Here is a 22,802-nt window from a genome sequence, read left to right as displayed (position 1 = left end):
TTAAATCGACGGTTAGAAACTGCGTCTAAACAGATAAAACCCGCGCGGGCGGGTTTAAAAAAGCTTTATTTTCTATCTTAAATAGAGCAAGAGGACTGCCGGTACAACGAAGTTTACCGGGAGATGAATTGCGACCAATATAAAACTGAGCTACATCGAAACATTGTAATGGTTGTTTTTGATTCTCAACGTAATGCTTTAACTGCTCAACTGTAACTTCACCACAACTAGCAACAAAATAAACACCAGTCCAAGAATATGACTTGTTGTAAAAGTATTTTTTAGTCAACCAAGCAAACTTACGCAGTTCTTACTGAGAGCAGAGGAAAGAGGCTTTTGGGATTTTTGCACAGATGCGCTAATTATACCGCAGATTGCAACTTGGTGAAGCAGCGCGGTCTTCTCCCAAAGGGAGAGGCTAACGCCTTCTCTACAAGACGCTTCACGAACGCGGAGCGTCTCGTAGAGATGGGGGTTTCCACGCCAGTTGCTTCAAGTTGGCAGAGCCGCCCAACGCACTGGCTCCCCATGAGCGACTGCTGTTAGCGTAGCGTAAAGCCTTCTCTTCGAGAGGCTTGTCTGCGACACGCTGCGCGAACGCCAACGGCATGGCTTCTCTTCGAGACGCTGCGCGAACGCTTAGAGCGACGCAGGAGCGTCACCCGCAGGGTGAGGTACAGATAATCGTAGGGGCACAACATATTGTGCCCTTACCCATGTACTTCATTTACCTTTAGAGAAGTCGGGTATCTGAAGCTGCGAATTCGAGTCGCCAGGGTTTTTGTTAATTCTCAAACAACCAGAAACAATATGCTTCCTCAATTTGGTAGCTGAATTTTTCCCTTTTAATTACAAGTATTTGCTGAAGCTGAGTTCATATTTCTTAAATCACCTGTAAATGTGGCTGTGTATTGATAAGGTGATGAACCAGTGCAATTCATGGAATTTGTATAAGTGTTACGGGGATTCCACCATGACGTTGCATTCACAGTCAAATTTCTACCATTCCATGATAGATAATTGACAAGTAAAGAGTTAGTTTGTCCATTATCTGGCTTTTTAGAAGATAAAAATGTGGCATAATCAACCTGGCCATTAGCTGGATTAATCCGGGCTATAACTGCGGCTTTTGCCCCACCTCCACTACCATAGCTAGGCAACCACCGACCACTGGCAAAGCGGCGAAAATCATTACCTGTCTGAGTGCCTGTGGAAGAGTAAATACCATATAAAACATCACTTCCATTCCAATACAATCCGTAACCTGTACCATCGTCATTTGTTGTCTCGTAATCATTACGACACCATGCTTTTATCCCATTATTGAAGCGGATAGTTACAGGGTTTTTGTTATTTGAGAGTTGCTGATAACCAATGTAAATTCTTGCTGTTCCATTAACGACTTTGGGACCATTTTTAGCTGCGATCGTCGCTTCACTATCATTGCAACTGAATGTCACAGCATCACCGATCGATGTATTTATAGTTTCGGCTAAAACTGGAGCAGTTTTTTGTGTGAAAACTAAGTCACCTACTAAAATTACAGACAAAGGAATGCCCGCAAAATACTTTTGTAATTTGCCAGAATAAATCATATTATGAATCTGCCGAGACAAGGAACGGAAAACACCGTATCACTATAAACTCTAATTAGTATTTAGACAAGCAAAATGGTTGAAAACACTATGCTGCAATACTCTCAGTATTCTAAAATATTAGGTATGACTACAAAAACCATGATCTAATATGCATGACGATGCATGATACTAACTGTATATAATTGTTATTTATCAAAGAGTATTAGTAAATATAAAAAATTGCAATATATTATGCTTTACCATAAACAATTGCAATAGTTAAAAAAATAATTTTAATTAGCAAACTAGCCTTTGTTTGTTCCCTACATCCCTTGCAAGAAGATTACTTTGGCTCTGTCTTATACTTTTATCTGGGCTATATTAGGTAGTTTTAGGATTTTCATCTGATGCTTCTCCAGCAGTAGCTTTCAAGCGGCTTAATCTGCTTTTGCGAACTCGTTCACTATCGCGAACCCCACTCGCCATTTCATATTCGCTGCTATCTTTGCCATATTTAAAAGCAACCCCTTTTACCATCTTGTCTGTAAGATTACTTAGAGTTTTTTCCATCGTATCGATTTTAATTTTGGAAGAATCAATTACAGTTAAAGCAGTGTTATAAGCATCAAGCATAGTTCTTAGCTGCTCAATTGCTTGACTTAAGTTTTGCAAATCGCAATTATCACCAAAATTCATATTTGAATCAATTGCTTTTAGTCCAGCGGATCTCAACTCAGCTTTTTCGATAATATGGGATGTACGTTTTTTACGAGACATCAATATATTCCTTAGAGAGGTTTCTAAAATTACTTTGCCTTCCTAAAGCTATTTTTTGGTTCAGTAAAATTAGTGAATAATTATATTTGTTAAAATAATCCAAACCAAGCTGAGTAATTTCTCTTGATTTTCAGTTTTTACCTGTTTTTGTTTGCAATTGCTTTAATGTTGGTGAGGAATATTGCAATATTGATGAGGAACATTTCAATATTGATGAAAAACATTTCAATATTGACAAGAAATATTGCAATTTTGATCAAGAACGTTGCAATGTTGATGAGAAATATTACAATATTGATGAAGAATATTGCAATGTTGATGCGAATAACAACTAAGGCAAGCTAAAGGTATCGGTAATTACAACAGTCGTTACACCCTTCCCAATGCTTTGAGGAGGAGAGACAAAGCGTAGCTTTGGCGAGGTGGGGTTCTTCGGGTTTACAGCTATTTTCAGGTAAATAGACCACGCGGCAGGGGCGCAAGGCCTTGCGCCCCTACAACAGATAGATGTGGTTCAAACACATAAAAACTGCTGTAATAAGTAATCAAGCAGACATGATATAACGAAGATATAGCTATAACTGCCGTCAAACAACTTGACGTAGAAGTTGTGCTACTGCTAGGAGAAGGCATAGTCTGGGAAATAGAACCTCTTCTCGTAAATTCTGACCGAGAAATAGTCAGATTTTAAACTCTTGTTTGGTTTTTTATAGATAATTACAATGGGGAATTATCTCGTAAATTTACCTACACATAAAAGCCATGAAAGAAAAGCCTAAACAACAAATGCGTATATGGGCGATGTTGTGTCATTTCTCAGCTTTGGTAGGATGGATATTATTATGTTTTTTGGTATTTCTTGGCATTCCTTTATATTTACCTTTAAATATTTTACCTCCACTCATAATTTGGCGCTTTAAAAAATCTCAATATTCCTGGATTGATTTACAAGGTAAGGAATCATTAAATTTTCAAATGTCTTTAACTTTTTACACTTTTATTGTTCTAACAATATCTTTAATTTTAGTATTAACTAGCTTGAGTTTGGCAGTGATTAGTAATGGTTCAATTAATGAAATAAAAAATACTTTAGATAACTTATTAATTATACTTATGTCATTAATTGTATTTAAACTAGTACTACAATCTTTTTTAGTGACTTCTGCCGCTCTTAAAGCTTACAATGGTGAGCATTATCGTTACCCTTTTACAATTAGAGTCTTACGATAATACTATCTGATAGTATACTAGATTCCAAAGAGGGATCGCTAGATGTTATAAAGTCAATAGCAACTGCCAAGCAGTAAAAAAATATTTTGTCTAATAAGTTTGATATAACTACATATTAGATATGATTTATCAAAGAATATTAAACAAAGAATGAGTCGCATAAATTGGGGATAATAATTATATGATTGGAGTTGCGATCGCAGGCACTGGATTTGGTCAAAAAGTCCACATACCCGGATTCCAAGCACATCCTCGTACTGAGGTACTTGCTGTTTATCACCGAGATATAAATAAAGCCAAAGCTATAGCACAATCCCATAATATTCGTTACGCTTACAACTCACTTGTAGATATTGTGGCATTACCAGAAGTGCAAGCCGTCAGCATTTCAACACCGCCCTTTTTGCACTATGAAATGGCAAAAACCGTATTGCAAGCTGGAAAACATTTATTACTAGAAAAACCGACAACTCTAAATGCAGTTGAAGCGAAAGAACTTTATCAATTAGCTAAAGTAAAAAGCGTTATTGCAACTGTAGACTTTGAATTTCGCTTTGTACCAGCATGGCAATTGTTTGCGGAATTATTGTCAGAAAACTATGTAGGTGAGTTACGCTTAATTAAAATTGATTGGTTAGGTTCTTCTCGTGCAGATGTTTCACGCCCTTGGAATTGGTATTCTGATAAAGAGAAAGGAGGCGGTGCATTGGGATCTTTGGGTTCTCACGCCTTCGATTATATTCACTGGTTATTTGGACCAGTGCGTAGATTAAACGCCTATCTGAGTACTGCTATTCCTACACGAGTTGACCCTATTAGTGGGGAATCTAAAGCAGTGAATACAGATGACAACTGTATATTAACCCTGGAATTAGCCAATGGTACACCTTGCCAACTTTCTATCAGTGCAGTTGTTCATGCAACAAGAACTCATTGGATAGAAGTATATGGCGATCGCGGTACATTAATAGTGGGCAGTGAAAATCAAAAAGATTATATACATGGTTTTCGTGTTTGGGGTTCCCAGCCAGGTAAATCTCTAACAGAAATAGAAATACCGAATCGGTTAATTTTTCCCAAAAATTATGCTGATGGTCGCATTTCGGCATTTATCCGCGTAGTCGACCAATGGGTGCAAGGAATTGACCACAATCAGGAAATTACACCATCACTACGCGAAGGAATTTATTCTCAGTTGTTGATGGATTTGTCTCATGAATCGCATCAAAAAGCAAGTTGGGTAGATGTACCCAGTTTGGAAGGATTTCTTAATAACTAGAAAACAAATGAGCAAAACTCCCCGCATTCGTATCCCGCCGGAAGTCAAAAAATATGTTTTTCAACGCGACCAATATCAATGCCGAAGCTGCGGTAAAACTAATGTAGAAACAAATCTCAGTATTGACCATATCATTCCCATTGCTCGTGGGGGACAAAATGATATTAGCAATCTTCAAACTCTCTGTTTTACCTGTAATCAGCAGAAAACAGATAATATCGATTCGCGTTTTTGGCGATATTTTCAACTTTAGGTTACGATGGGATGAGCTATTAGTTTCTCTCTCATTTCTATGCCTCAAAATAAAAATAGCAATTTCCTAATATTTTTTAATATTAGAACTACGCTTTTTTACTTCTTCTCTGTTATAGCTATTTTAGTAGTAGCCTTTCCCTGGCTATATGAGATTAAAACGAAAGCTGGGATCGACATATCACCTGGACGCCATGCAGGAACATTTTTTGAAAAACATACCCGTGGACTTTTCAAGTGTGAGTGGCTTTATCCTTACCATTGCGATCGCTCTCATATTAAGTAAAGGAAATTACAGCAAAATTTAGGAGTAAAATAGGCTGCATTACCTGGACTTGAGACAATCGTTGTGTACTTCACTAACTTGACATTTAGGGTAACTGAAACTTTAATTTAGTTATGGTTAATGCACTTGTAGTAAGTTGGACAAACCCAGTCTTCACCAGTAAACTTAAGTACCGAGTACTTACAACACTGGAAGCAGTTCGCAAGTTTTAAATTACGCATACGTAGAATAATAAAAAGTGTCTGTGATGCTTATCAGTCATACCATATAGACACTATATTGCTGCTAAAAAGTTATAGAAATTTTGAGCATTTTGGCACAAAAGTTCAGGTGTTTAAGATATTCTATTGAACGTAGCTAAATTTAAGAATTTTTGCAACAGTTATTCACTGGGAAATTTCACTCGCTACAAGTGCTAGCTTTTATTTATTGTTCATTATGCACATAAATTCTCAAGTAGTGAGAAATTTGTAACAAAAATAAAATTAACATAATGAAAAAATAATCTTCCTGGCTAATCTTCTAAAAAAAGCTTCAAATTTATCTACCAAATTCGTTTTAAAAGAAATAAAATAACAATGATGGCTTTGAAAGTAATCCTAATTATAAATATTAAAAACTATTTGAAATCTAGTCATCAACTTTATTATGGAACATATTTCTCAACTCACAGCCGAAATTAGAGACAAAGCTGCATACCCAGATATCCTAGTCATATCCCGGATCTTTCTACCGAAAGAAGCTGTAATTGGGGAATATATCTACAATCGTTGTCTGCAAGATCCAGAACGGATCATTGTGCTGGCAGCTAATTGCTCAGAAGATCGAGTATTTGATAAGAGTCAACAGTTTCCTGTATATCGCTGGTATTATCCTAAATATTGGCGTAGTGGTTATGTGGGAAATATCCTGAAGCCTTTGGTCAATATCGTCTGCTCATTTGTCTTGGCAATTAAACTCTATTTTCGCTATCACTATCGTTACATAGAGTGGGGCCACGGCTATGATTTTCCTTCACTGTTGCTATTGAGCTATTTGTTACCTATTCGCTTTTTTATCTATCTGCACGGCAACGATCTTCTTTGTACTTTACACAATCCTGTGCTGCGATCGCTATTTAAATTAACACTCAAACGCGCTGAAGGTATTGTTTGTAACAGTTATTATACAAGAGACTACCTTAGAACTGCTTTCCGATTAGATACTCCTACCCACGTCATTAACCCAGTAATCAGACCAGAAAAATTTGGTAATAATGTAGTCAGTCCTAGTAGCCTTGATGATTTACGGGTTCACGTGCGTCAGACGTACAACATTCCTAAAACAGCAATAGTTATTCTCTCTATCGGCAGGCTAGAAAAACATAAAGGTTTCGACCGAGTAATTGATAATATCCCAATACTCCTGACTTTTGGGGTTGATGTCCACTATATACTTTGCGGTCAAGGTCCAAGTGAATCTGAACTGAAATCTCTGGCACATCGTTTGCGGGTAGATAAGCGCGTCCACTTTGTTGGATATGTACCAGAGCGAGAATTAGCAGGTTATTATGCAGCTTGCGACATATTTGCCATGCTGACTTTATCGGATACTAAACCTAATAATATGGAAGGTTTTGGTATGGCTTATTTAGAAGCAAGTTACTTCGGGAAGCCCATAATTGCTCCTCGTTTAGGCGGTGTCCTAGACACAGTTCAGCATGAAGAAAATGGAATACTAGTTAATCCCAATTCTGGTTATGAAGTGTTTCAAGCTTTCAATCGGTTATGCAAAGACCAGCAATTACGCGAGCAACTCGGTCGTAAAGGTAAAGAATTAGCCAAGCGTAAAACTCTTCATCGATCACTTTATAAATCAGAGGGGAAAAACGCAATTTTTTGAAATGAATGCACATTGAGAAATCACCAAAATCTAATTTCAATAATCTATAGTGATCTTAAATAATTCGTGATACATAACCTCTAACCAATTGCTTCACAAATGAGCAAGATTGCAGTGTAAAATCACGCTTGTGATGTGATTAAGTGTGCAATGAAAAATATCGGGTTTAATATAAAGCAATTTCTTTGGCATTACGCAAAGCGCCGAATGCAATTTTTTGTGTTTACAGTCATTGGATGTCTTGCTGTAGTTAGTGTGATTACCTTTGGGGCAATGTATGTTGTGGCTCAACCTGCTTCAACTTCATCTGAACGTCCCGCTGTTAAAGCGCCAAATTTCGGGCGACACTTTCAAGAATTTGGGCGTGAAGGCTCTATCTTGATTTACGACTCAAAAAACAACCGCATCTATGAACACAATCCTCAACGTAATGCAACTGCAATTGCTCCAGCTTCAACATTCAAAATTTTTAACGCGCTGGTGGCATTAGAAATAGGTGTAGTTCCTGATGATGTGGCAGTTTTCACTTGGGATGGAATTCACCGAGAGATTGATGCCTGGAATCATGATACAAATTTACGTCAAGCCTTTAAGGATTCAACTGTTTGGTTCTATCAAGTATTGGCACGTAGGGCTGGATATGAACGGATGCGGCAATTTATTAATAAAGTAGGCTACGGGAACCGTCAGATTGGTACTGTCGCAGACATTGATCGTTTTTGGTTACAACAGCCTTTGCAAATTACACCCAAAGAGCAAATTAAATTTTTGCAACGGTTATATCAAGGCGATTTGCCTTTCTCGCAACGGACAATAAATCTTGTCAAAGATATTATGGTACGCGAACAAACTCCAGACTACACACTCCGAGGAAAGACGGGATGGTTAACGAGTACCAAACCAAACGTTGGTTGGTTTGTGGGTTATTTAGAGCAAAACAAAAACGTCTACTTTTTCGCGACAACCCTTGATATGCAAAAATCGGAAGATGCACCCGCCCGCATTGAGATTACACGACGTAGCCTCAAGGATTTGGGCTTGCTAACTCAAATCAACTAACCACCACCGACAATAGTTACCACTTCTAAGCGATCGCCTGGCTGCACTGTTGTTTGCGGCCAAAACTGGCGGTGTAAAATTTCGCCATTATATTCTACAGCTACCAAACGGGGATTGAAACCCAACTGTTGAAGCAAATCGGGTAAAGAAGTTTGAAATGAGCAGCTATGGGTTTCCCCATTTATCTGAACCGTAATCTCATTAGACATAAATGTGAAGAATGGGAAATTGGGTATTGGTTACTCACTTTGGGCTAATGACAAATAACAAATGACAAATGACTCTTTTAAAGTTCTGGTTTAATGCGATTGAGTTGGGAGAGCAAATATTGAGTCACTAGGGTAGGCTGTTCGGCTTGCATGAGCGATCGCACCACTGCTACACGTTCGGCTCCCGCATCAATCACATCATTGATATTATTTGCATCTATTCCTCCAATGGCAAACCAGGGAATTGAGCAGTTTTTGGCAACATGGCTGACATATTCTAAACCTGTTGCTACTTTACCTAGTTTCGTGGGAGTTTCATAAACTGGCCCCACGCCTATGTAATCTACACCTTCAGCAATTGCTGCTTGCATTTCATCTTTATTTGTGGTAGAAAGCCCTATCAGACGTTGCGAACCTAATAATTGCCGAGCAACAGCAATGGGCATATCTTGTTGTCCCAGATGCACCCCATCGGCATCGACAGCTAAAGCTACATCCAGGCGATCGTTAACAATAAACAAAGCGCCGTAGATGTGGCATAACTGTCGTAATTTTCTCGCTTGTTCCAGACGCAAAGAATCATCGGTGGTTTTGTCGCGGTATTGTAATAGCGTTAATCCCCCTTTGAGTGCAGCTTCGACAGTGTTCAACAAATTTTCACTAGGGGAAGTCACAAGATATAAACGCGACCGCCACAACAATTGATGGCGCTGATGACCCATTAAACTACTTTCTAGGGTATAAACTTGATAGCGCATCTGTTTACAAGCTTTAGCCATATTTGGCAGGGTTAGCTTGCTGTATTCTTCCAACACCCGTAATGCTTCTTCTATCCGGCAAAAGTTAGCTTGCAAGAGCGATTTTATACTAGCTCGTTGTTCTTCTTGAGGATGAGTTAACTCAGTCCCCGGATCGCCTGGTGTATCTCGCGCCGCCCGTAATTCTGAGGTATGCCACTTGGCTACCTCTTGTCGCAGCCGCTTGCATTCAAGAGCTAATTGGGCATTATTCAACCCAAACCGACACCATTCCTCAATAATTCGCAAGCCCTCACGAGCACGGTCTAAATTGGCATCTAAAATGCGGTAAACAACTTGCTGTATTTGCTCTTTTTGGCTGTATGGCTCGACCATCACAACAACCCCATTAGTGCTTTCATCGAAGTGTGAATTATCATAAGTCCTAGTAACCATAAGTTAATTAATTTGCTTTTTTTACTAATTTTTGCGGAATTTACGTAAAACAACGCATTAGTGAGGGTTACGGTAAATTATCCCATGTTCCTATAGACAGTGATAAGGGTAGTTTGAGGCTACAGTTTCGCACTAAGCTTAGTCAAGTATTTTACGGTAGACGACAAGCTGACAAGGACTGGCAAAAGGCAATACACCAGAAAATCTACAATAGATATATTAGTGAAAAAGTATGTAGAGACTAGCAGTGTTACGTCTCTACAAGGGTTTTGGATAACGCATATTTAATTTAGCTCTTATATCTATTTAGATATGGGAGTGAAATTGACGTAGGCACAATTCATGAATTATGCCTATCAAGGATTTTGGGCAACGCACAATTAATTTCTGGAGATATCTAATATCATTTATTACTATGTATTAAATATCGCCAATCGGTCAATATATGAGTAATATTATCGACATAATATTCTTTAGAGAGTATAAGAATTTATGATTACTTATAAGGAGTCGTGTTGTCGTGTTAAATATGATTCTCCCTCGTGTGTTTCCTGAGTACAGTAGAGTAGATGTTCTGTATGCAAAGCTGAAGTTTCTGAAATCAGCAAGGCTTTTATTTTTTAGTTTTTCAGTATTATCTTTTACTGTAAGTATGGGGGCGGCAAGTATAGCGTTCCTGGGTACAAGCCTAGATAGTGCGTCAGCGAAGCTCGCCGAAGGCATCGCTCAGATTCCATCGACACCAAATTCAGCGCCTCTGAATCAGAAAACACCTCCTCAGACTAATATGCTGTTTGTCAACCCTAATGTCGGAGATGACAAGGCAGGGAATGGCAGCAAATCCGCTCCTGTAAAGACGATTACCCAAGCCTTGCGATTAGCTAACGCTAATACTGTAATTATGCTTTCCACTGGTACTTATAGCGCCGAGACAGGAGAGGATTTTCCCTTAATACTGAAACCGGGTATTTCAATTCAAGGCAACCCTAGCAATCAAGGTAAGGATATTGTAATTCAGGGAGGTGGTGATTACCTGAGCCGGAGCTTTGCCGGTCAAAATGTCACAATCGTTGGAGCAAACCAAGTCTTGCTGACTGGGGTAACAGTGACAAACCCTAATCGTCGTGGTTACGGTTTATGGATTGAATCTAGCAATCCGATAGTTGCAGAAAATACATTTATTGGTAATACCCAAGATGGTATTTCTGTCAATGGTAATGCTGCACCCACCATTAGCAAGAATTACTTTGATCACAATGGAGCTAATGGCATCACAATTGCTGGTAATTCCAGTCCCCAAGTGAAGGAAAATGTCTTTCAGCAAACGGGTTTTGGGATTAATATTGCCCAAAACGCGGCTCCTATAGTTATAAGTAATCAAATTCAGAACAATAGATCGGGAATTGTCGTGCAAGCAAATGCCCACCCGATTTTACGGAATAATATTATTCAAGATAATAAAGAAGATGGTTTAGTTGCGATCGCTCAAGCAATGCCAGATTTGGGTAGTGCATCCGAACCTGGGGGTAATACGTTTCAAAATAATGCCCGCTACGACATTAACGCCAGCGCTGCTAAACAAGTGATTTCTGCTGCTGGTAACAACCTTGCCAGCGATCGCATCACTGGTAAGGTAGATATTAACGGTACAACAGCACTAGTAACCGAAAATTCTCAACCCGCTCCCAACAACGTATTACGACAAATACCACCAAGTGGAGAAATCACCTTCTCGGCTCCCGAAATCTCTGAAACTACTAATGGGCAAACCAGCAACAGCATTTCAGCAAATAATCCTGTTTCTGGGCAATTAAACAGTCAACAGCTGCCATTAGTGCCAGCCAATAATGTACCGCTTTCTCTACCTATATCCAATCAACAACCACCCACTTCTAATGTCGCTGGATTTCCTACTCCTAGCAGCTTGTCAAGTAGACAAGTATCAACTAACACTTCAAGAGTTACAACTTCCAGTCCAGCACAGCCGCGTGAGACACTACAGTTGAATTATGTGCGGATTGATCCTAATACGATTGAGTTTACTGCCCCTGAGTCCCCATCCAATTCAGTTGCACAGCCACCAGTTCCAAGTATGAAGGAGCAAACACAGCAGCCATTACCAATACTAGAAACTGCTGCCCCAGGTGCTACAGAACTTTTACCACTTCCTGATCGCAATATTCCCATTGTTAATACTCGTAATCTGCAAACAAGTTCTGCAAATATTCCCGATAGTGGTAACTTTGCAAGACAATTTGGTGTACGTTATCGCATAGTAGTGCCACTTGCAACTGATAAGGATCGAGATTTAGTAAGACTCCTTGCTCCTGGTGCGTTTCCCACAGTTTGGCAAGGTCAAAAAGTTATGCAAGCAGGAGTATTTAGTAGTGAATATAACGCTAAAGAAATGCTCAAAACACTCTCTAGCAAAGGTTTAAGAGTCATTATGGAGCCGTTGAATTAATTGGGTATTGGGTATTGGGCATTGGGCAAAAAATATGGAATTAGTGAGAAAAACACCTCAAAATGAATATTGATCCATCTGAGAGAGTGATCACTATCAGTCCCAAGGAGAATTGACGACTTGTATTTATTCGTTCGTTGCAGTCAGCCTGGCAAATATGAAGGTCAGATCCTTTTCATTCCTTTTTTTGATTGTTATTGGCGATCGCGGGTCAAAATGAAATCAATCAACTTGAGAGAGCGATCGCTTTCCTACTGTGGGGAGGCATCGCTCTTTTAGTCATCATCATTCACTTTTCTGCTTAAGCTAAGTACTAAACTTAATTTGATACTTTATTCTCTCTTCACTTTTCAACAGAATTTATAATTGACAAAAGCAATGTTATCCTAACTTGTCACGAATGAACCGATTTAATTTTATTCAATGGTAAAAGGTATAGAACCGACCATCGAACAACTTAAAGCATTCTTTGACTTTTGTGTTCGGGATAGTAATTTGCTTAGAGATATAGCATTGGTTAGATTTGATCAGAGGACAAGCCGAATCGTAATTTTAATAGGCGAAACCATCCAAGAAGAAATTCTTAGTAATGGGGAGAACATTATCCGATGACAGACTATTTAACTCTTAATGAGCAAGAATTAAGACAATATGTGATATCAAACCCCCAGAATGAGGAGGCATTTCAGCATTACCTCAGCATCATGAGAGGGAAACCGGGGGTAGTGGTCAGCACTCCAGAACAATTAGAGGCTGAGTTAAAACGGCCTATTAATCAAGCTAGTTAACATAGAACCCGTTACTGACATTCCAGTAACGGGGTTTTTTCAATTTAGCAGCTTGACTCAATGTGAATTTTGGGACTTGCCTTCAGCCATCATCTTCTTGGATATTCCCGCGATCGCACACCCTTATATCTGCGCTGATTTGGCGACTTCCGTCTGGATACAGCAGGCTGAGTTTTTTCCGTTTTACCAACTTTCGGTGATTGGCGATCGGCTAAGATATCCAGGGCAGACAAATTATGAAACTCGACGGAACAAGGGGTAGCGTTACTGTCAGTATGCCAGATTTTTATCGTTTTACCAACATTCGGTTAAAAGTTGGTATTCTTCATAAAGTTAGAGTAGTTGTCACCTTATGGGGTGGACGCCGAGATACGGACACTGTTGGCGAATTCATTTAAGCGGTTCAAAAAAGGGTAGGATCAGATTTAAACTTTAGTTAAGGACATGATGTCAGCATGTCGATGTGTCCCCAAAATATTTCAGACATATACCATTGAAACTGTACAGGTGGCTCGTGCTGCGTTTCCAAAGGGAAATATGTGTTTACAGATACGTGATACATTAGGTAGCATTTATGATGATGAAGCTTTTGTGGAATTATTTTCTCAAAGGGGACAACCAGCAGAATCCCCTTAGCGACTTTCGATCTACTGAATTTCTCTGTTAACAGGAATAAACATGATTGAATTGTTATCTATGGTAGCTGGGGTAGTTACAACGATTATTCTGCCTAAAGCATTGGAGAAAGTAGGCGAGAAAGTCGGTGAAACCGCCTGGGATAAAAGTGGAGAAGCCGTCCAGACTGTACGCGAAACAGTTCAAGCAAAACTGCAAGCCGCAGGAACAGATGGTTTGCTGACACGAGCAGAAGTAAATCCAACTGAGGCAAATACTCAGGTACTGCAAGCAGAAATCATAACTCACATGCAACAAGACCAAGATTTTGCAACTAAGTTACAAGAACTAGTCCAGCAAATACAGTCGCAGTCTCCTACTGTACAAGTAATTTTGGATGAGCTTCGAGTAAGGGGCAAAGTAGAAATCGGGAATGTTAAGCAAGCTAATGAGGGGCAAAATAATGCCCAACAGACTTTTGGTAAAAACTTGCAGATTGGTGGTGATTTTAAGGCTGGTGACGTAACCCAGGAAAACAGAAGTAGCAAATAATTCAATCTGGAGAAAATCAAATGAGATGAAGGTTATTGGAAATCTCAAAATTGGTAATGTCACTTAAATACAAAGTGATGATGAAAAATAACAACTCAGGGGGAAAGAAAAACCCAAAAGATAGGCAGAATCTACAGTCAATACTGTCAAACCTGCGTGTAAAAGGAGACTTGACAGTTGGAAATATCACGCAGATTTCTCTTCAGTTCATCTTTGGCGGCGATTCCTCTACAAAACAAGACTTCAATCGCCAAGAGTTAGCTCAGATAAAGAAGTTACTCAATCAACATAATCGTTCATGGGTTAAATTTGGGCAGAGTTCGTTGGAGTATAAAGGAGAGCTTCGAGATTTTAATATTCAATTAGAAGAACTACCAAACGCAGTAAAGCAAAACCCCGGCTTTGATGGAGCAGTTTACACTCCTCAACAAATATTGAGTGAAAATTTCACTAATGTATTCGAGATGGGAGAAGAACGAAGCTTACTGATTTTGGGAGAGCCAGGTTCAGGAAAAACAACAATACTTCTGAAGCTGCTAGCAAAACTGATTAATAATTTTGGAGAAGACAATAACAAACCAATGCCAGTTTATTTCAACTTATCTTCTTGGACGAGAGGGCAGGAAAATTTTGCTGATTGGCTGGCTGAGAGACTGAAAAAAGAATACCTTTTCCTTCCTCAGATTGCTAATCAGTTGATTGAAAGACAACTGTTGCTGCTACTTGATGGTCTTGACGAGTTAAAGCTGGAAGATCGAAAAGACTGCGTGCAAAAGTTGAATAAATTTATAGAAGGGCATGCTGTAATCGATATTGTGGTATGTAGTCGTCTTCGAGAATATGAAGAAGTTTTGGGTTCGGATTGTCATCTTCTGGAAAAAAATAAAAAAAGTTCTTACTCTGACAACCGAAAGTTAAAGTTACAAGAAGCCTTTTATCTTCACCCTATAACGATGGAGGAAATTGATTCTTATTTAAGTCTGCTTGAGCAACCAGTAGACTATTTACAAAGGATACTAAGAAGATTTCCAACATGGAGAAATCCTCTATTAATTTTTTTGATAATCAAAGCAAAAATTGACGTTAAAAAGATACCAGAGACAGGTTCTTTCAACCAAGTTTTGAACTACTTAATGGAGAGGTATGTTGAGTTAATGTTGGCACGGCGAGAAGAAAGTACTAAATTGACTTATGAAGATTTTTATGGAACAGATAAAAAAGATGAAAGAACTAAATACTGGCTATATTGGTTAGCAACGAAATTGAAAGAAGTCCCATCTGAGGAAACCGGATTTCAAGGAGGTAGATTTCAAATCGAAAGAATGCAACCCTACTGGTTGCCTTCAGAAAAGGATAAATTTGCATATCATATTGCTACAGAATTAATAATAGGTTCAATTCTTGGGTTAATTGCGGGATTTTACTTCGTATATTTGTTAGAAGCGATGAGGGAGTCTAAGATAATCACAATAGCCATAACTAATACTTTAAGAGTAAAATTAATAACTATTGGATTGTTGCCTGGATTAATATCCATCTTAATTGCAGGGCAACTTCCTACATCTTCTAATAGATGGATACACGGAGGTGTGTATGGAATCATGTTTATATCATTTCTTTTTCTTGTCTTTAATTTGTTCGAGCCACAACTATTGCGTGTTTATGTACCTCCAATATACTTAGCCGGCATCTTTGGCGGAGCTTGTTTTACTTTAATACGTAGAGAAATTCAACCAGCAGAAATCTGGCAACCTGAGTGGCAGCAAATTAGAAATTTTTCATTAATTTTCGGAGTACTTGGCATATTCTATATGCTGGCACGTCGTTTCTTTATAATGCCTGAATTTTATAAAGACAAGCCTTTTTACGTTATCTATGATGTTATAGCAGTTACGATATTTGGTGCAGTTTTTAGTGGATTGAGAATAAAAAAGCAGGGTGACCCTCCAAAAGAAGGAGAACCCAATCAGGGAATTAAAAGGTCAGCAACCTACACAGTCAGATCTTTTGTAATTTGCGCAATGATTGCTATTCTATGTGCTTCTATTTTTGATCAAGTCAGAAATTCAATTTTAATATTTATTGCCTTGTGTCTGGGTTTGCTTGGTGGACTAGGTGCTAATCAAGGTTCAGGTATAGTTTGTATTCAACATTTTATACTACGTGTTATTCTTTGCTATCGAGGCTATATTCCTTGGAATTATTCTCACTTTCTCGATTACGCTAGTGAGCGCGTCTTTTTACGCAAATCTGGTGGTGCTTACTTGTTTATTCATGGCAAGCTAATGGACTATTTTGCTAACATGAAGCAGAGTTCCGCTACAGTCTCAAGAAAGTAATTTAAAAAAAATACTCATAAATAATAAAGTAAAAAGCAGGTAATATAGTTAAATAAACACTGTTGGCGAATTCCCCAAATAGCTAAACTGAACCAATTAGTTTAGAAATAAAAAGTTTTTTTACGCAATCAAATAGGAGTTTTATAATTAGTCACTATACAATAAAAATCCGGTTTGATTACTGAACTTACTTATGTGGTGCGCGAAGCGCAGCGTAAGCGCAATAAGCAAGAGGTACTCTTGCAAAAGGATTCTAGAAGATTAAGGTATACTGAGTTTTTTCAAAAATCAAATAGGACTCCTATAGTTGAATTATATTTATGATACTTTTCAGCGCGATCGCCTTCACCGTAAATCGGGTTAAGGCAAGAAAACTCATCATCTAATACTTCAATACGATTTCAAAGTACCTCAACACGACTTTGAAGTACCTCAACACGATGTTGAAGTACCTCAACACGACTTTGAAGTACCTCAACACGATTTCAAAGTACCTCAACACGACTTTGAAGTACCTCAACACGATTTCAAAGTACCTCAACACGACTTTGAAGTACCTCAACACGATGTTGAAGTACCTCAACACGACTTTGAGGTATCTATTGCTTATTTAATGTTACTTTTTTGACAAATTTAATAAATCCCTCAGTACAATCCACTAAAAATAATTAGGTCGATCTTAATTTGCTTTAATTTTTCCGAATTATCTCTCAGAGAAGTTTATGGTTGCATTGGCTAGTGTACATGCAGTAATCCCATAACTTCCTTCAGGAGCGCATCTCATGGCACGATTAAAACGCAGTTCACCGACTCTCGAAAAGGCTCTCCGTCGAATTGCAGGAATGCGATCAATTAGCCCGACGCTAGAATTTGGCAACGGATTAAATTTGACAGACTACGACAGCCGCATCCAAAACTTGCAAACCCAGCTATCTACATACAACACTTTACTCTCTAGCATAGATGAAATGGCAGGTCGCCTCTCTCTAATTGAAGAAGAATTGGGCGGCTATTCTGAAAAGATGTTAATGAGTGTGGCAACGCATTATGGCAAAGACAGTTTGCAATATGTCCAGGCGGGAGGCAAGTCACGCAAGAAATTATCACGCCGTTCGAGCAACACCCAATCCCCATCTGAGAGTTAAATTAAATCAGTCAATTCTTGCCTAAATCTCCTCAAAGTTGATCATCAAGATGTCAGGAAAGTCTTGCTACATCTAGGTTTCTTAATTGTGAATCACGTTAGCGTACCCTTCGGGAAGCAAGCTACGCGTAGCGTCTGGTAGAGAAGCGGGGCGTTTGGTTTTAGCGTCTCTAAGAGTTGCCCATTGCAAATTGCGAATTGGTATTATCTCCCCACTCCCTATCCTGGCTTATGATCCAAACGAGTCGCTTGCTCTAGGGCAGCTTTTTCTTTAGCTCGGCGGACATAGGGTTGTAATTGGGTGCGATCGCAAGCAGTGAAAATACTTAGGTTTTCCAAGGTAATCCCTCGCATTAACATTTCTACGCGCCAAGTTTGTTGTGCTTGGGCAATAGTTGGCGTTTGTCCTTGGGGAGTTAATAGTGCTTCACTCCATACTTGCCAACGTGTCTCAAGTTCTGATTCTGAGATGGGTGTACCTGTATCATTCATAAACATGGCTGTTTGAGCATCTTTACGACTTTTCAGCCATTTGATTAAGGGATTATTAGTAAAGGAGCCGTAGCGTTTGCCCAAAATCCACTGATTCACAGGCACTTGACGAACAAATCCAGGAATTGTGATTTGCAGGAAGTGCCCTTGACTATCATAAATTTGGTGTGATCGCTCTAAGCTAGTTATTTCTGTGGCGGATAACCCAGCCCCAAATAATACGTAAGCCAAGGCATAATCTCGTACTCCAAATTTCCTGGACTGTTGCAGAATTTCGTGAACTAAACTAGCTGGCAAATCAGCTACTTCTGTGGTGGTGAATCCTCCTTGTAAAGAGTTGATCGCTGATTCTGCTGAGGGTGACATGGCTCCATGTAAAAACAACTCCACCAAATTTTCGAGAAAATCATTCCGATCCTCCCAAAGTTCGTGAAATTCGCTGGTGAACTCAATTACTGCATATCCCAAAATCATTCCATTGAGCAAACTTGCTAATTTTTCTGCGGGTAAATAGGTATTTAGGTGTCCTTGCTGGATTACAGTAGCTAAATACTGAGCTACATAACGGTTTGCCTCAGTTACTCCCCTGCCTAGTGCACGGCGATTTTCTGCCGGGAATTGGTCGGCTTCACCTACCACAGATCGGACAAACTCTGGTACTCGTTCTAATGCATGTAAGCTATCACTTGCATAATCTTTCAGAGCTTGGTAAACATTGCCGGGAGGTGTTGCCCGCCGCACCAGCGATTCACCTAAATCCTTGAAGGCTGCGGACTCTTCCAGCACAGCTAAAAGTAATCCATGCTTATTGCCAAAATTCCGAAATAGAGTCACTTCGTTGACTTCGGCTTTTTCAGCAATTTGGCGGGTTGTGGTAGCGCTAACTCCCTGAGCAGAAAACAATTCAAGTGCAGCTTGAATCAGGCGTTGACGAGTAGAAATGAGTTGAGACGACATAGAAAAATGCAAGTGGCACTTGCAGAAAGTATCAGAGTCCTGCTAGCATAACAAATGTAAGTGATACTTGCTTTACTCTACCCTATGAGTGAGGCTCCTTTGTCGCTAGCGCTGCGAAGGCAGCCAGTCGCTAATGGGGAAACCCCCATTGCCCTTTGGCGTCTCCCCTTCTCCCAAAGGAGAAGACCGCGCTGGCTCACTGTAACTAACTGGTGAGAGGGTGGATAAATCCTTAGTCGGATTATGCCCAATAAAAAGTAAATCACTTCATCATCCATCAACAGGAATTTTTATGACCGCAAATTTTGGGGCGATCGCTCCTGAGAGAGGCAACTCACCTCAACTCAGTTGGACAAATGTAGTATTTTTTACTACATTTCATGCTTTAGCACTTCTGGCTCCTTGGTTTTTCTCCTGGCCAGCATTAGGTTTGCTAGTGTTTCTCCACTGGTTATTCGGGAGTATTGGTATTTGCCTGGGATATCACCGACTACTGAGCCATAAAAGTTTCCAGGTTCCTAAGTGGTTAGAGTATGCGATCGCCCTGATTGGAGCGTTGGCTTTGCAAGGAGGGCCAATTTTTTGGGTAGGTGGACACCGCCAGCATCACGCTCACACAGAAGATATCAATTTAGATCCCTATTCTGCTCAAAGAGGATTTTGGTGGAGCCATATATTGTGGATTTTTTACCCACGTCCAGAATTTTTTGATTATGAAACCTATAAAAAATATGCCCCCGATCTAGCAAGACAAACCTTTTATTGTTGGCTAGATCGCTACTTCTTGCTGTTGCAAATACCCTTCGGGCTGCTGCTTTATGCTTTAGGAGGATGGTCTTTTGTATTCTACGGAGTGTTTCTCAGGTGTGTCTTGCTTTGGCACTCAACCTGGTTTGTGAACTCAGCATCACACCTATGGGGTTATCGCACCTTTGATGCTAATGATGGCGCTCGTAATCTATGGTGGGTATCCCTCGTCACTTATGGAGAAGGATGGCACAATAACCATCATACTTATCCCCACATGGCGAAATCTGGGTTTTCTTGGTGGGAGATTGATGTTACTTGGTGGAGCATCCTAGTGTTGCAGACTTTAGGTTTAGCTAAAAAAGTTGTCTCGCGTCCTCCTCAAGGTGCAACTCACGGCTAAATTGCAACTAAATTATCATGAATTAGTAAGCCGATTGCTTTTTGCAGTCAGCTTACTAATTTTTATCAGTAGAATTTCAGTTTATGATTGATCTTTTCCCATGTGCTATCAATCCGCCATTTGCGAAAGTAGTAATATGTTGTTTGCCATTTGGGAAAATCATCAGATAGCATCCGCCACGCGCAACTAGCACAAAGTATATAGAAAATTGCGCTAATGACTGCACGTAGGTCAACAGAACGTAGACAACTTGTTGAGCTTTCCAGTGAGATTAAACTCGATGGTAATTCCCATTATTCCAAAGTCAGGTTGCTTGAGTAAGATTTAGACATTGGTTTCGTAACGCTGTTGCATTTGTTTCTGCTGACACAGTAGCGTTACGCGAGCTTTTTTTTTACTTTCCAAACATCCTCTCAGAATAATTGCGGTTGAAATAGTTGTATGTGTTACTTAGAATGCAAAAATGGTTAATTTCAACTTGCCTCTGCTTCAACCAAAGTTTTCTTATATATTGGTAATTTTTCTATTTTCCAGGCTTGCTCTAGCGATTATTTAAGGCTTAGTCTGCCACAATGGAGAAAAATGTGGATAATTCTTGCTGCTAAATTAAGGTGTTAATCCAGGTAATGCGCTATAAATTTTTTCCAGATTTTTTCAGACACCCTTAGTGTAACTAATCAGTAATTTGCTGACTTTTTGGTAATCTTAACAAATGCTTTATCTCCGAAATGTAAATTATCATCCTACAGCGTGTCCAACAGCGATTCTCAAATCGATCAATTTAGAATTAGCACCCCAGCAGCTAGGTCTGATTATTGGCCCGAGTGGTTCCGGTAAAAGTACCTTACTAGAAATTTTGTCGGGACTAGCCGAACCCACTACTGGCGCACTCTTCTGGCGAGAACAAGAACTTATAGCCGAACAGCTACAACAATTAGCTGGGTTAGTATTTCAGTTTCCAGAGCGGCACTTTTGTGGTGGTTCGATTTTAGAAGAATTACGTTTAGGACATCCTGAGTTAGGGTCAGAACGAGTCAGACAGGCGCTGAGTGAGGTGGGATTAGAGCACTTATCGCTTTCCGCTGCTCCCCATGCTTTGAGTGGTGGTCAGCAACGACGTTTAGCTTTAGCAGTGCAATTAATTCGCCAGCCAAATTTACTGTTATTAGATGAACCCACTGCTGGTTTAGATTGGTCAATGCGTCGGCAACTGGTAAATTTATTAGCAAAACTAAAACAAGATTGGACATTGTTGATAGTGACCCACGATGCTGGGGATCTATTGGCGATCGCAGACCGTTGCTGGACACTCAACCACGGTGAACTAGAATCAGTAGACCCAAAGACACTAGAATCAAAAGTTAAAGAACCTCTACCAACGGTGTGAGAGGAGACAAGGGGACAAGGAGAATAAACTATGCCCCATGACAAATGACAAATGACAAATTTATTGCCTGAGATGACAGAAATCTGGCGGCAAACTCTTAATTGGCAACCAACTGTCCAACAGCAAACGCAATTTCAAAAGCTTTATGAGTTAATTCTAGAAGGTAATCGCCAACAAAATTTAACTCGGATCGTTGAACCCCAAGAGTTTTGGGAAAAACATCTCTGGGATTCTCTGCGGGGAATCGTGCCCTTGTTATCAGCAAATTTTTATCCTGCTTCTCCCGCTATCATCGATATTGGTACAGGTGCGGGTTTTCCGGGTGTTCCAGTAGCAATTACTGTACTTAATTGCACAATTACTCTTCTCGATTCCACTCGGAAAAAAATTACTTTCCTCGACAATATATCAAGTGAACTTGCCCTGACCAATGCCAAAACCATTGTTGGTAGAGCGGAAGAAATCGGTCAGCACTTCCAGTATCGACAAGCGTATGATATCGCATTGATCCGTGCTGTAGGGGCAGCCTCTGTCTGTGCAGAATATACCCTACCATTGCTCAAACAGGGAGGTTTAGCTATAATTTATCGCGGTAATTGGACAGAGGATGAAACAACTACTTTGCAGAATGCTGTGAACCAGTTGGGTGGAGTGGTTGAATCAATCGAACAATTTACAACACCCTTGAGTCACAGCATTCGCCACTGTGTGTATTTGCGTAAGGTAGCTAACACACCAGCTAATTTTCCTCGTGCTGTAGGTGTACCTACTCAAAAGCCTCTTTAAATGAGGAGTGCGAGAAAAAGGGTGTTGTTGGCTGAAAGTGTGAATTAGCCTAAATATTAGCCCTAATTCCCAAAAATATACCAAGTGCCATTATTCGGTCGCCAGACTGCGAAGTCATTCCTAATAGAAAAATCATAATTGCCAGGGGCAGGAACATCACCACCTACGCCCCATTGTCTAGTAACTGCTACACCTGTAGAACTGTTAATTACATACCAAGTACCATCACTCGGTCGCCAGACTGCAAAATCAGTTCTACCATCATTATCGTATTTGCCAGGGGCAGGAATATCACCACCTACGCCCCATTGTCTAGTAACTGCTACACCTGTAGAACTGTTAATTACATACCAAGTACCATCACTCGGTCGCCAGACTGCAAAAT

Annotated in this window: 25 protein-coding genes and 3 pseudogenes; 19 read left to right on the top strand and 9 right to left on the bottom strand. The window is 39.7% G+C overall.

Features of this window, described 5'->3' with window-relative positions; genetic code table 11:
- Positions 1–169: 169 nt before the first annotated feature.
- From V7K89_RS01555 to V7K89_RS01540, 4 genes and pseudogenes are all read right to left on the bottom strand, one after another.
- Positions 170–307 (bottom strand): annotated as a pseudogene (locus V7K89_RS01555) (transposase); the annotation flags it as partial.
- A gap of 135 nt (positions 308–442) precedes the next feature.
- Positions 443–610: a hypothetical protein gene (locus V7K89_RS01550; protein ID WP_335183993.1), complete on the bottom strand. Its 168-nt coding sequence runs from the start codon at positions 608–610 to the stop codon at positions 443–445.
- 235 nt (positions 611–845) lie between these two features.
- Complete coding sequence (locus V7K89_RS01545) at positions 846–1,595, bottom strand: hypothetical protein (RefSeq protein ID WP_335183992.1); 750 nt, start codon at positions 1,593–1,595, stop codon at positions 846–848.
- 363 nt (positions 1,596–1,958) lie between these two features.
- Positions 1,959–2,354: a hypothetical protein gene (locus tag V7K89_RS01540; protein WP_335183991.1), complete on the bottom strand. Its 396-nt coding sequence runs from the start codon at positions 2,352–2,354 to the stop codon at positions 1,959–1,961.
- 562 nt (positions 2,355–2,916) lie between these two features.
- On the opposite strand from V7K89_RS01540, the pseudogene V7K89_RS35720 reads away from it, so the two are divergent.
- The 7 genes and pseudogenes from V7K89_RS35720 to blaOXA all read left to right on the top strand — a co-directional run.
- Positions 2,917–3,045 (top strand): annotated as a pseudogene (locus tag V7K89_RS35720) (DUF1822 family protein); the annotation flags it as partial.
- 71 nt (positions 3,046–3,116) lie between these two features.
- Complete coding sequence (locus V7K89_RS01535; RefSeq protein WP_335183990.1) at positions 3,117–3,584, top strand: DUF4870 domain-containing protein; 468 nt, start codon at positions 3,117–3,119, stop codon at positions 3,582–3,584.
- Positions 3,585–3,765: 181 nt separating this feature from the next.
- Entirely contained in the window at positions 3,766–4,863 is a 1,098-nt protein-coding gene (locus V7K89_RS01530) for a Gfo/Idh/MocA family protein (RefSeq protein WP_335183989.1), read from the top strand.
- Positions 4,864–4,870: 7 nt separating this feature from the next.
- A complete protein-coding gene (locus V7K89_RS01525; protein WP_335183988.1) occupies positions 4,871–5,116 on the top strand; it encodes an HNH endonuclease in 246 nt (81 codons plus the stop codon).
- A gap of 39 nt (positions 5,117–5,155) precedes the next feature.
- Positions 5,156–5,401 (top strand): hypothetical protein, encoded by a 246-nt coding sequence (locus V7K89_RS01520; RefSeq protein ID WP_335183987.1) that lies wholly within the window; start codon positions 5,156–5,158, stop codon positions 5,399–5,401.
- Positions 5,402–6,049: 648 nt separating this feature from the next.
- Positions 6,050–7,282 (top strand): glycosyltransferase family 4 protein, encoded by a 1,233-nt coding sequence (locus V7K89_RS01515; protein ID WP_335183986.1) that lies wholly within the window; start codon positions 6,050–6,052, stop codon positions 7,280–7,282.
- Between the two features lie 207 nt (positions 7,283–7,489).
- A complete protein-coding gene (blaOXA, locus tag V7K89_RS01510; RefSeq protein WP_442941554.1) occupies positions 7,490–8,341 on the top strand; it encodes a class D beta-lactamase in 852 nt (283 codons plus the stop codon).
- Here the strand turns inward: blaOXA and thiS are convergent.
- Both thiS and V7K89_RS01500 read right to left on the bottom strand, forming a co-directional pair.
- Entirely contained in the window at positions 8,338–8,550 is a 213-nt protein-coding gene (gene thiS / locus V7K89_RS01505) for a sulfur carrier protein ThiS (protein WP_335183985.1), read from the bottom strand. The two genes, blaOXA and thiS, sit on opposite strands and share 4 nt — an antisense overlap.
- A 77-nt stretch (positions 8,551–8,627) precedes the next feature.
- Positions 8,628–9,743 carry a thiamine phosphate synthase gene (locus V7K89_RS01500; protein ID WP_335183984.1) on the bottom strand — a complete coding sequence of 372 codons (1,116 nt, stop codon included), beginning with the start codon at positions 9,741–9,743 and terminating at the stop codon, positions 8,628–8,630.
- Positions 9,744–10,272: 529 nt separating this feature from the next.
- Here V7K89_RS01500 and V7K89_RS01495 point away from each other — a divergent pair.
- From V7K89_RS01495 to V7K89_RS01460, 9 genes are all read left to right on the top strand, one after another.
- The gene (locus V7K89_RS01495; RefSeq protein WP_335183999.1) at positions 10,273–12,207 is read left to right on the top strand and encodes a DUF1565 domain-containing protein; all 1,935 of its coding nucleotides are present in this window, start codon (positions 10,273–10,275) and stop codon (positions 12,205–12,207) included.
- A 423-nt stretch (positions 12,208–12,630) separates the two neighbouring features.
- A complete protein-coding gene (locus V7K89_RS35715) occupies positions 12,631–12,819 on the top strand; it encodes a DUF6888 family protein (RefSeq protein WP_442941553.1) in 189 nt (62 codons plus the stop codon).
- A complete protein-coding gene (locus V7K89_RS01490) occupies positions 12,816–12,995 on the top strand; it encodes a DUF6887 family protein (RefSeq protein WP_335183983.1) in 180 nt (59 codons plus the stop codon). The genes V7K89_RS35715 and V7K89_RS01490 overlap by 4 nt, the downstream gene beginning before the upstream one ends.
- Positions 12,996–13,047: 52 nt before the next feature.
- On the top strand, positions 13,048–13,257 hold the full coding sequence (locus V7K89_RS01485; protein ID WP_335183982.1) for a hypothetical protein: 210 nt from the start codon (positions 13,048–13,050) through the stop codon (positions 13,255–13,257).
- The gene (locus V7K89_RS01480; protein ID WP_335183981.1) at positions 13,232–13,393 is read left to right on the top strand and encodes a hypothetical protein; all 162 of its coding nucleotides are present in this window, start codon (positions 13,232–13,234) and stop codon (positions 13,391–13,393) included. The genes V7K89_RS01485 and V7K89_RS01480 overlap by 26 nt, the downstream gene beginning before the upstream one ends.
- A 46-nt stretch (positions 13,394–13,439) precedes the next feature.
- Positions 13,440–13,631, top strand: a complete 192-nt coding sequence (locus V7K89_RS01475; RefSeq protein ID WP_335183979.1) for a hypothetical protein — start codon at positions 13,440–13,442, stop codon at positions 13,629–13,631.
- A gap of 42 nt (positions 13,632–13,673) precedes the next feature.
- Positions 13,674–14,162, top strand: a complete 489-nt coding sequence (locus V7K89_RS01470) for a Fis family transcriptional regulator (RefSeq protein ID WP_335183978.1) — start codon at positions 13,674–13,676, stop codon at positions 14,160–14,162.
- 56 nt (positions 14,163–14,218) lie between these two features.
- Positions 14,219–16,501, top strand: a complete 2,283-nt coding sequence (locus V7K89_RS01465) for an NACHT domain-containing protein (RefSeq protein WP_335183977.1) — start codon at positions 14,219–14,221, stop codon at positions 16,499–16,501.
- Positions 16,502–17,283: 782 nt separating this feature from the next.
- Positions 17,284–17,646 carry a hypothetical protein gene (locus V7K89_RS01460; RefSeq protein ID WP_335183976.1) on the top strand — a complete coding sequence of 121 codons (363 nt, stop codon included), beginning with the start codon at positions 17,284–17,286 and terminating at the stop codon, positions 17,644–17,646.
- Positions 17,647–17,864: 218 nt separating this feature from the next.
- Here the strand turns inward: V7K89_RS01460 and V7K89_RS01455 are convergent, their stop codons facing one another.
- Entirely contained in the window at positions 17,865–19,094 is a 1,230-nt protein-coding gene (locus V7K89_RS01455; protein WP_335183975.1) for a TetR family transcriptional regulator, read from the bottom strand.
- Between the two features lie 292 nt (positions 19,095–19,386).
- Between V7K89_RS01455 and V7K89_RS01450 the strand changes: the two genes are divergently transcribed.
- A complete protein-coding gene (locus V7K89_RS01450; protein WP_335183974.1) occupies positions 19,387–20,244 on the top strand; it encodes an acyl-CoA desaturase in 858 nt (285 codons plus the stop codon).
- A gap of 65 nt (positions 20,245–20,309) precedes the next feature.
- On the opposite strand, the pseudogene V7K89_RS35710 reads toward V7K89_RS01450, so the two are convergent.
- Positions 20,310–20,525: pseudogene (locus V7K89_RS35710) on the bottom strand (transposase); the annotation flags it as partial.
- A gap of 431 nt (positions 20,526–20,956) precedes the next feature.
- Between V7K89_RS35710 and V7K89_RS01445 the strand changes: the two are divergent.
- Both V7K89_RS01445 and rsmG read left to right on the top strand, forming a co-directional pair.
- Positions 20,957–21,631, top strand: coding sequence for an ABC transporter ATP-binding protein (locus V7K89_RS01445; RefSeq protein ID WP_335183973.1), 675 nt, complete (start codon positions 20,957–20,959; stop codon positions 21,629–21,631).
- Between the two features lie 51 nt (positions 21,632–21,682).
- Positions 21,683–22,417, top strand: a complete 735-nt coding sequence (gene rsmG / locus V7K89_RS01440; protein WP_335183972.1) for a 16S rRNA (guanine(527)-N(7))-methyltransferase RsmG — start codon at positions 21,683–21,685, stop codon at positions 22,415–22,417.
- A 62-nt stretch (positions 22,418–22,479) separates the two neighbouring features.
- Here rsmG and V7K89_RS01435 read toward each other — a convergent pair.
- A partial coding sequence (locus V7K89_RS01435; RefSeq protein ID WP_335183971.1) for a hypothetical protein occupies positions 22,480–22,802 on the bottom strand: 323 nt, incomplete at its 5' end.

It is taken from the genome of Nostoc sp. (genome assembly GCF_036917515.1).
Lineage (GTDB): Bacteria > Cyanobacteriota > Cyanobacteriia > Cyanobacteriales > Nostocaceae > Nostoc.
Note: the sequence above shows the minus strand (reverse complement) of the source record. Positions and strands in the feature narration are given on the sequence as shown.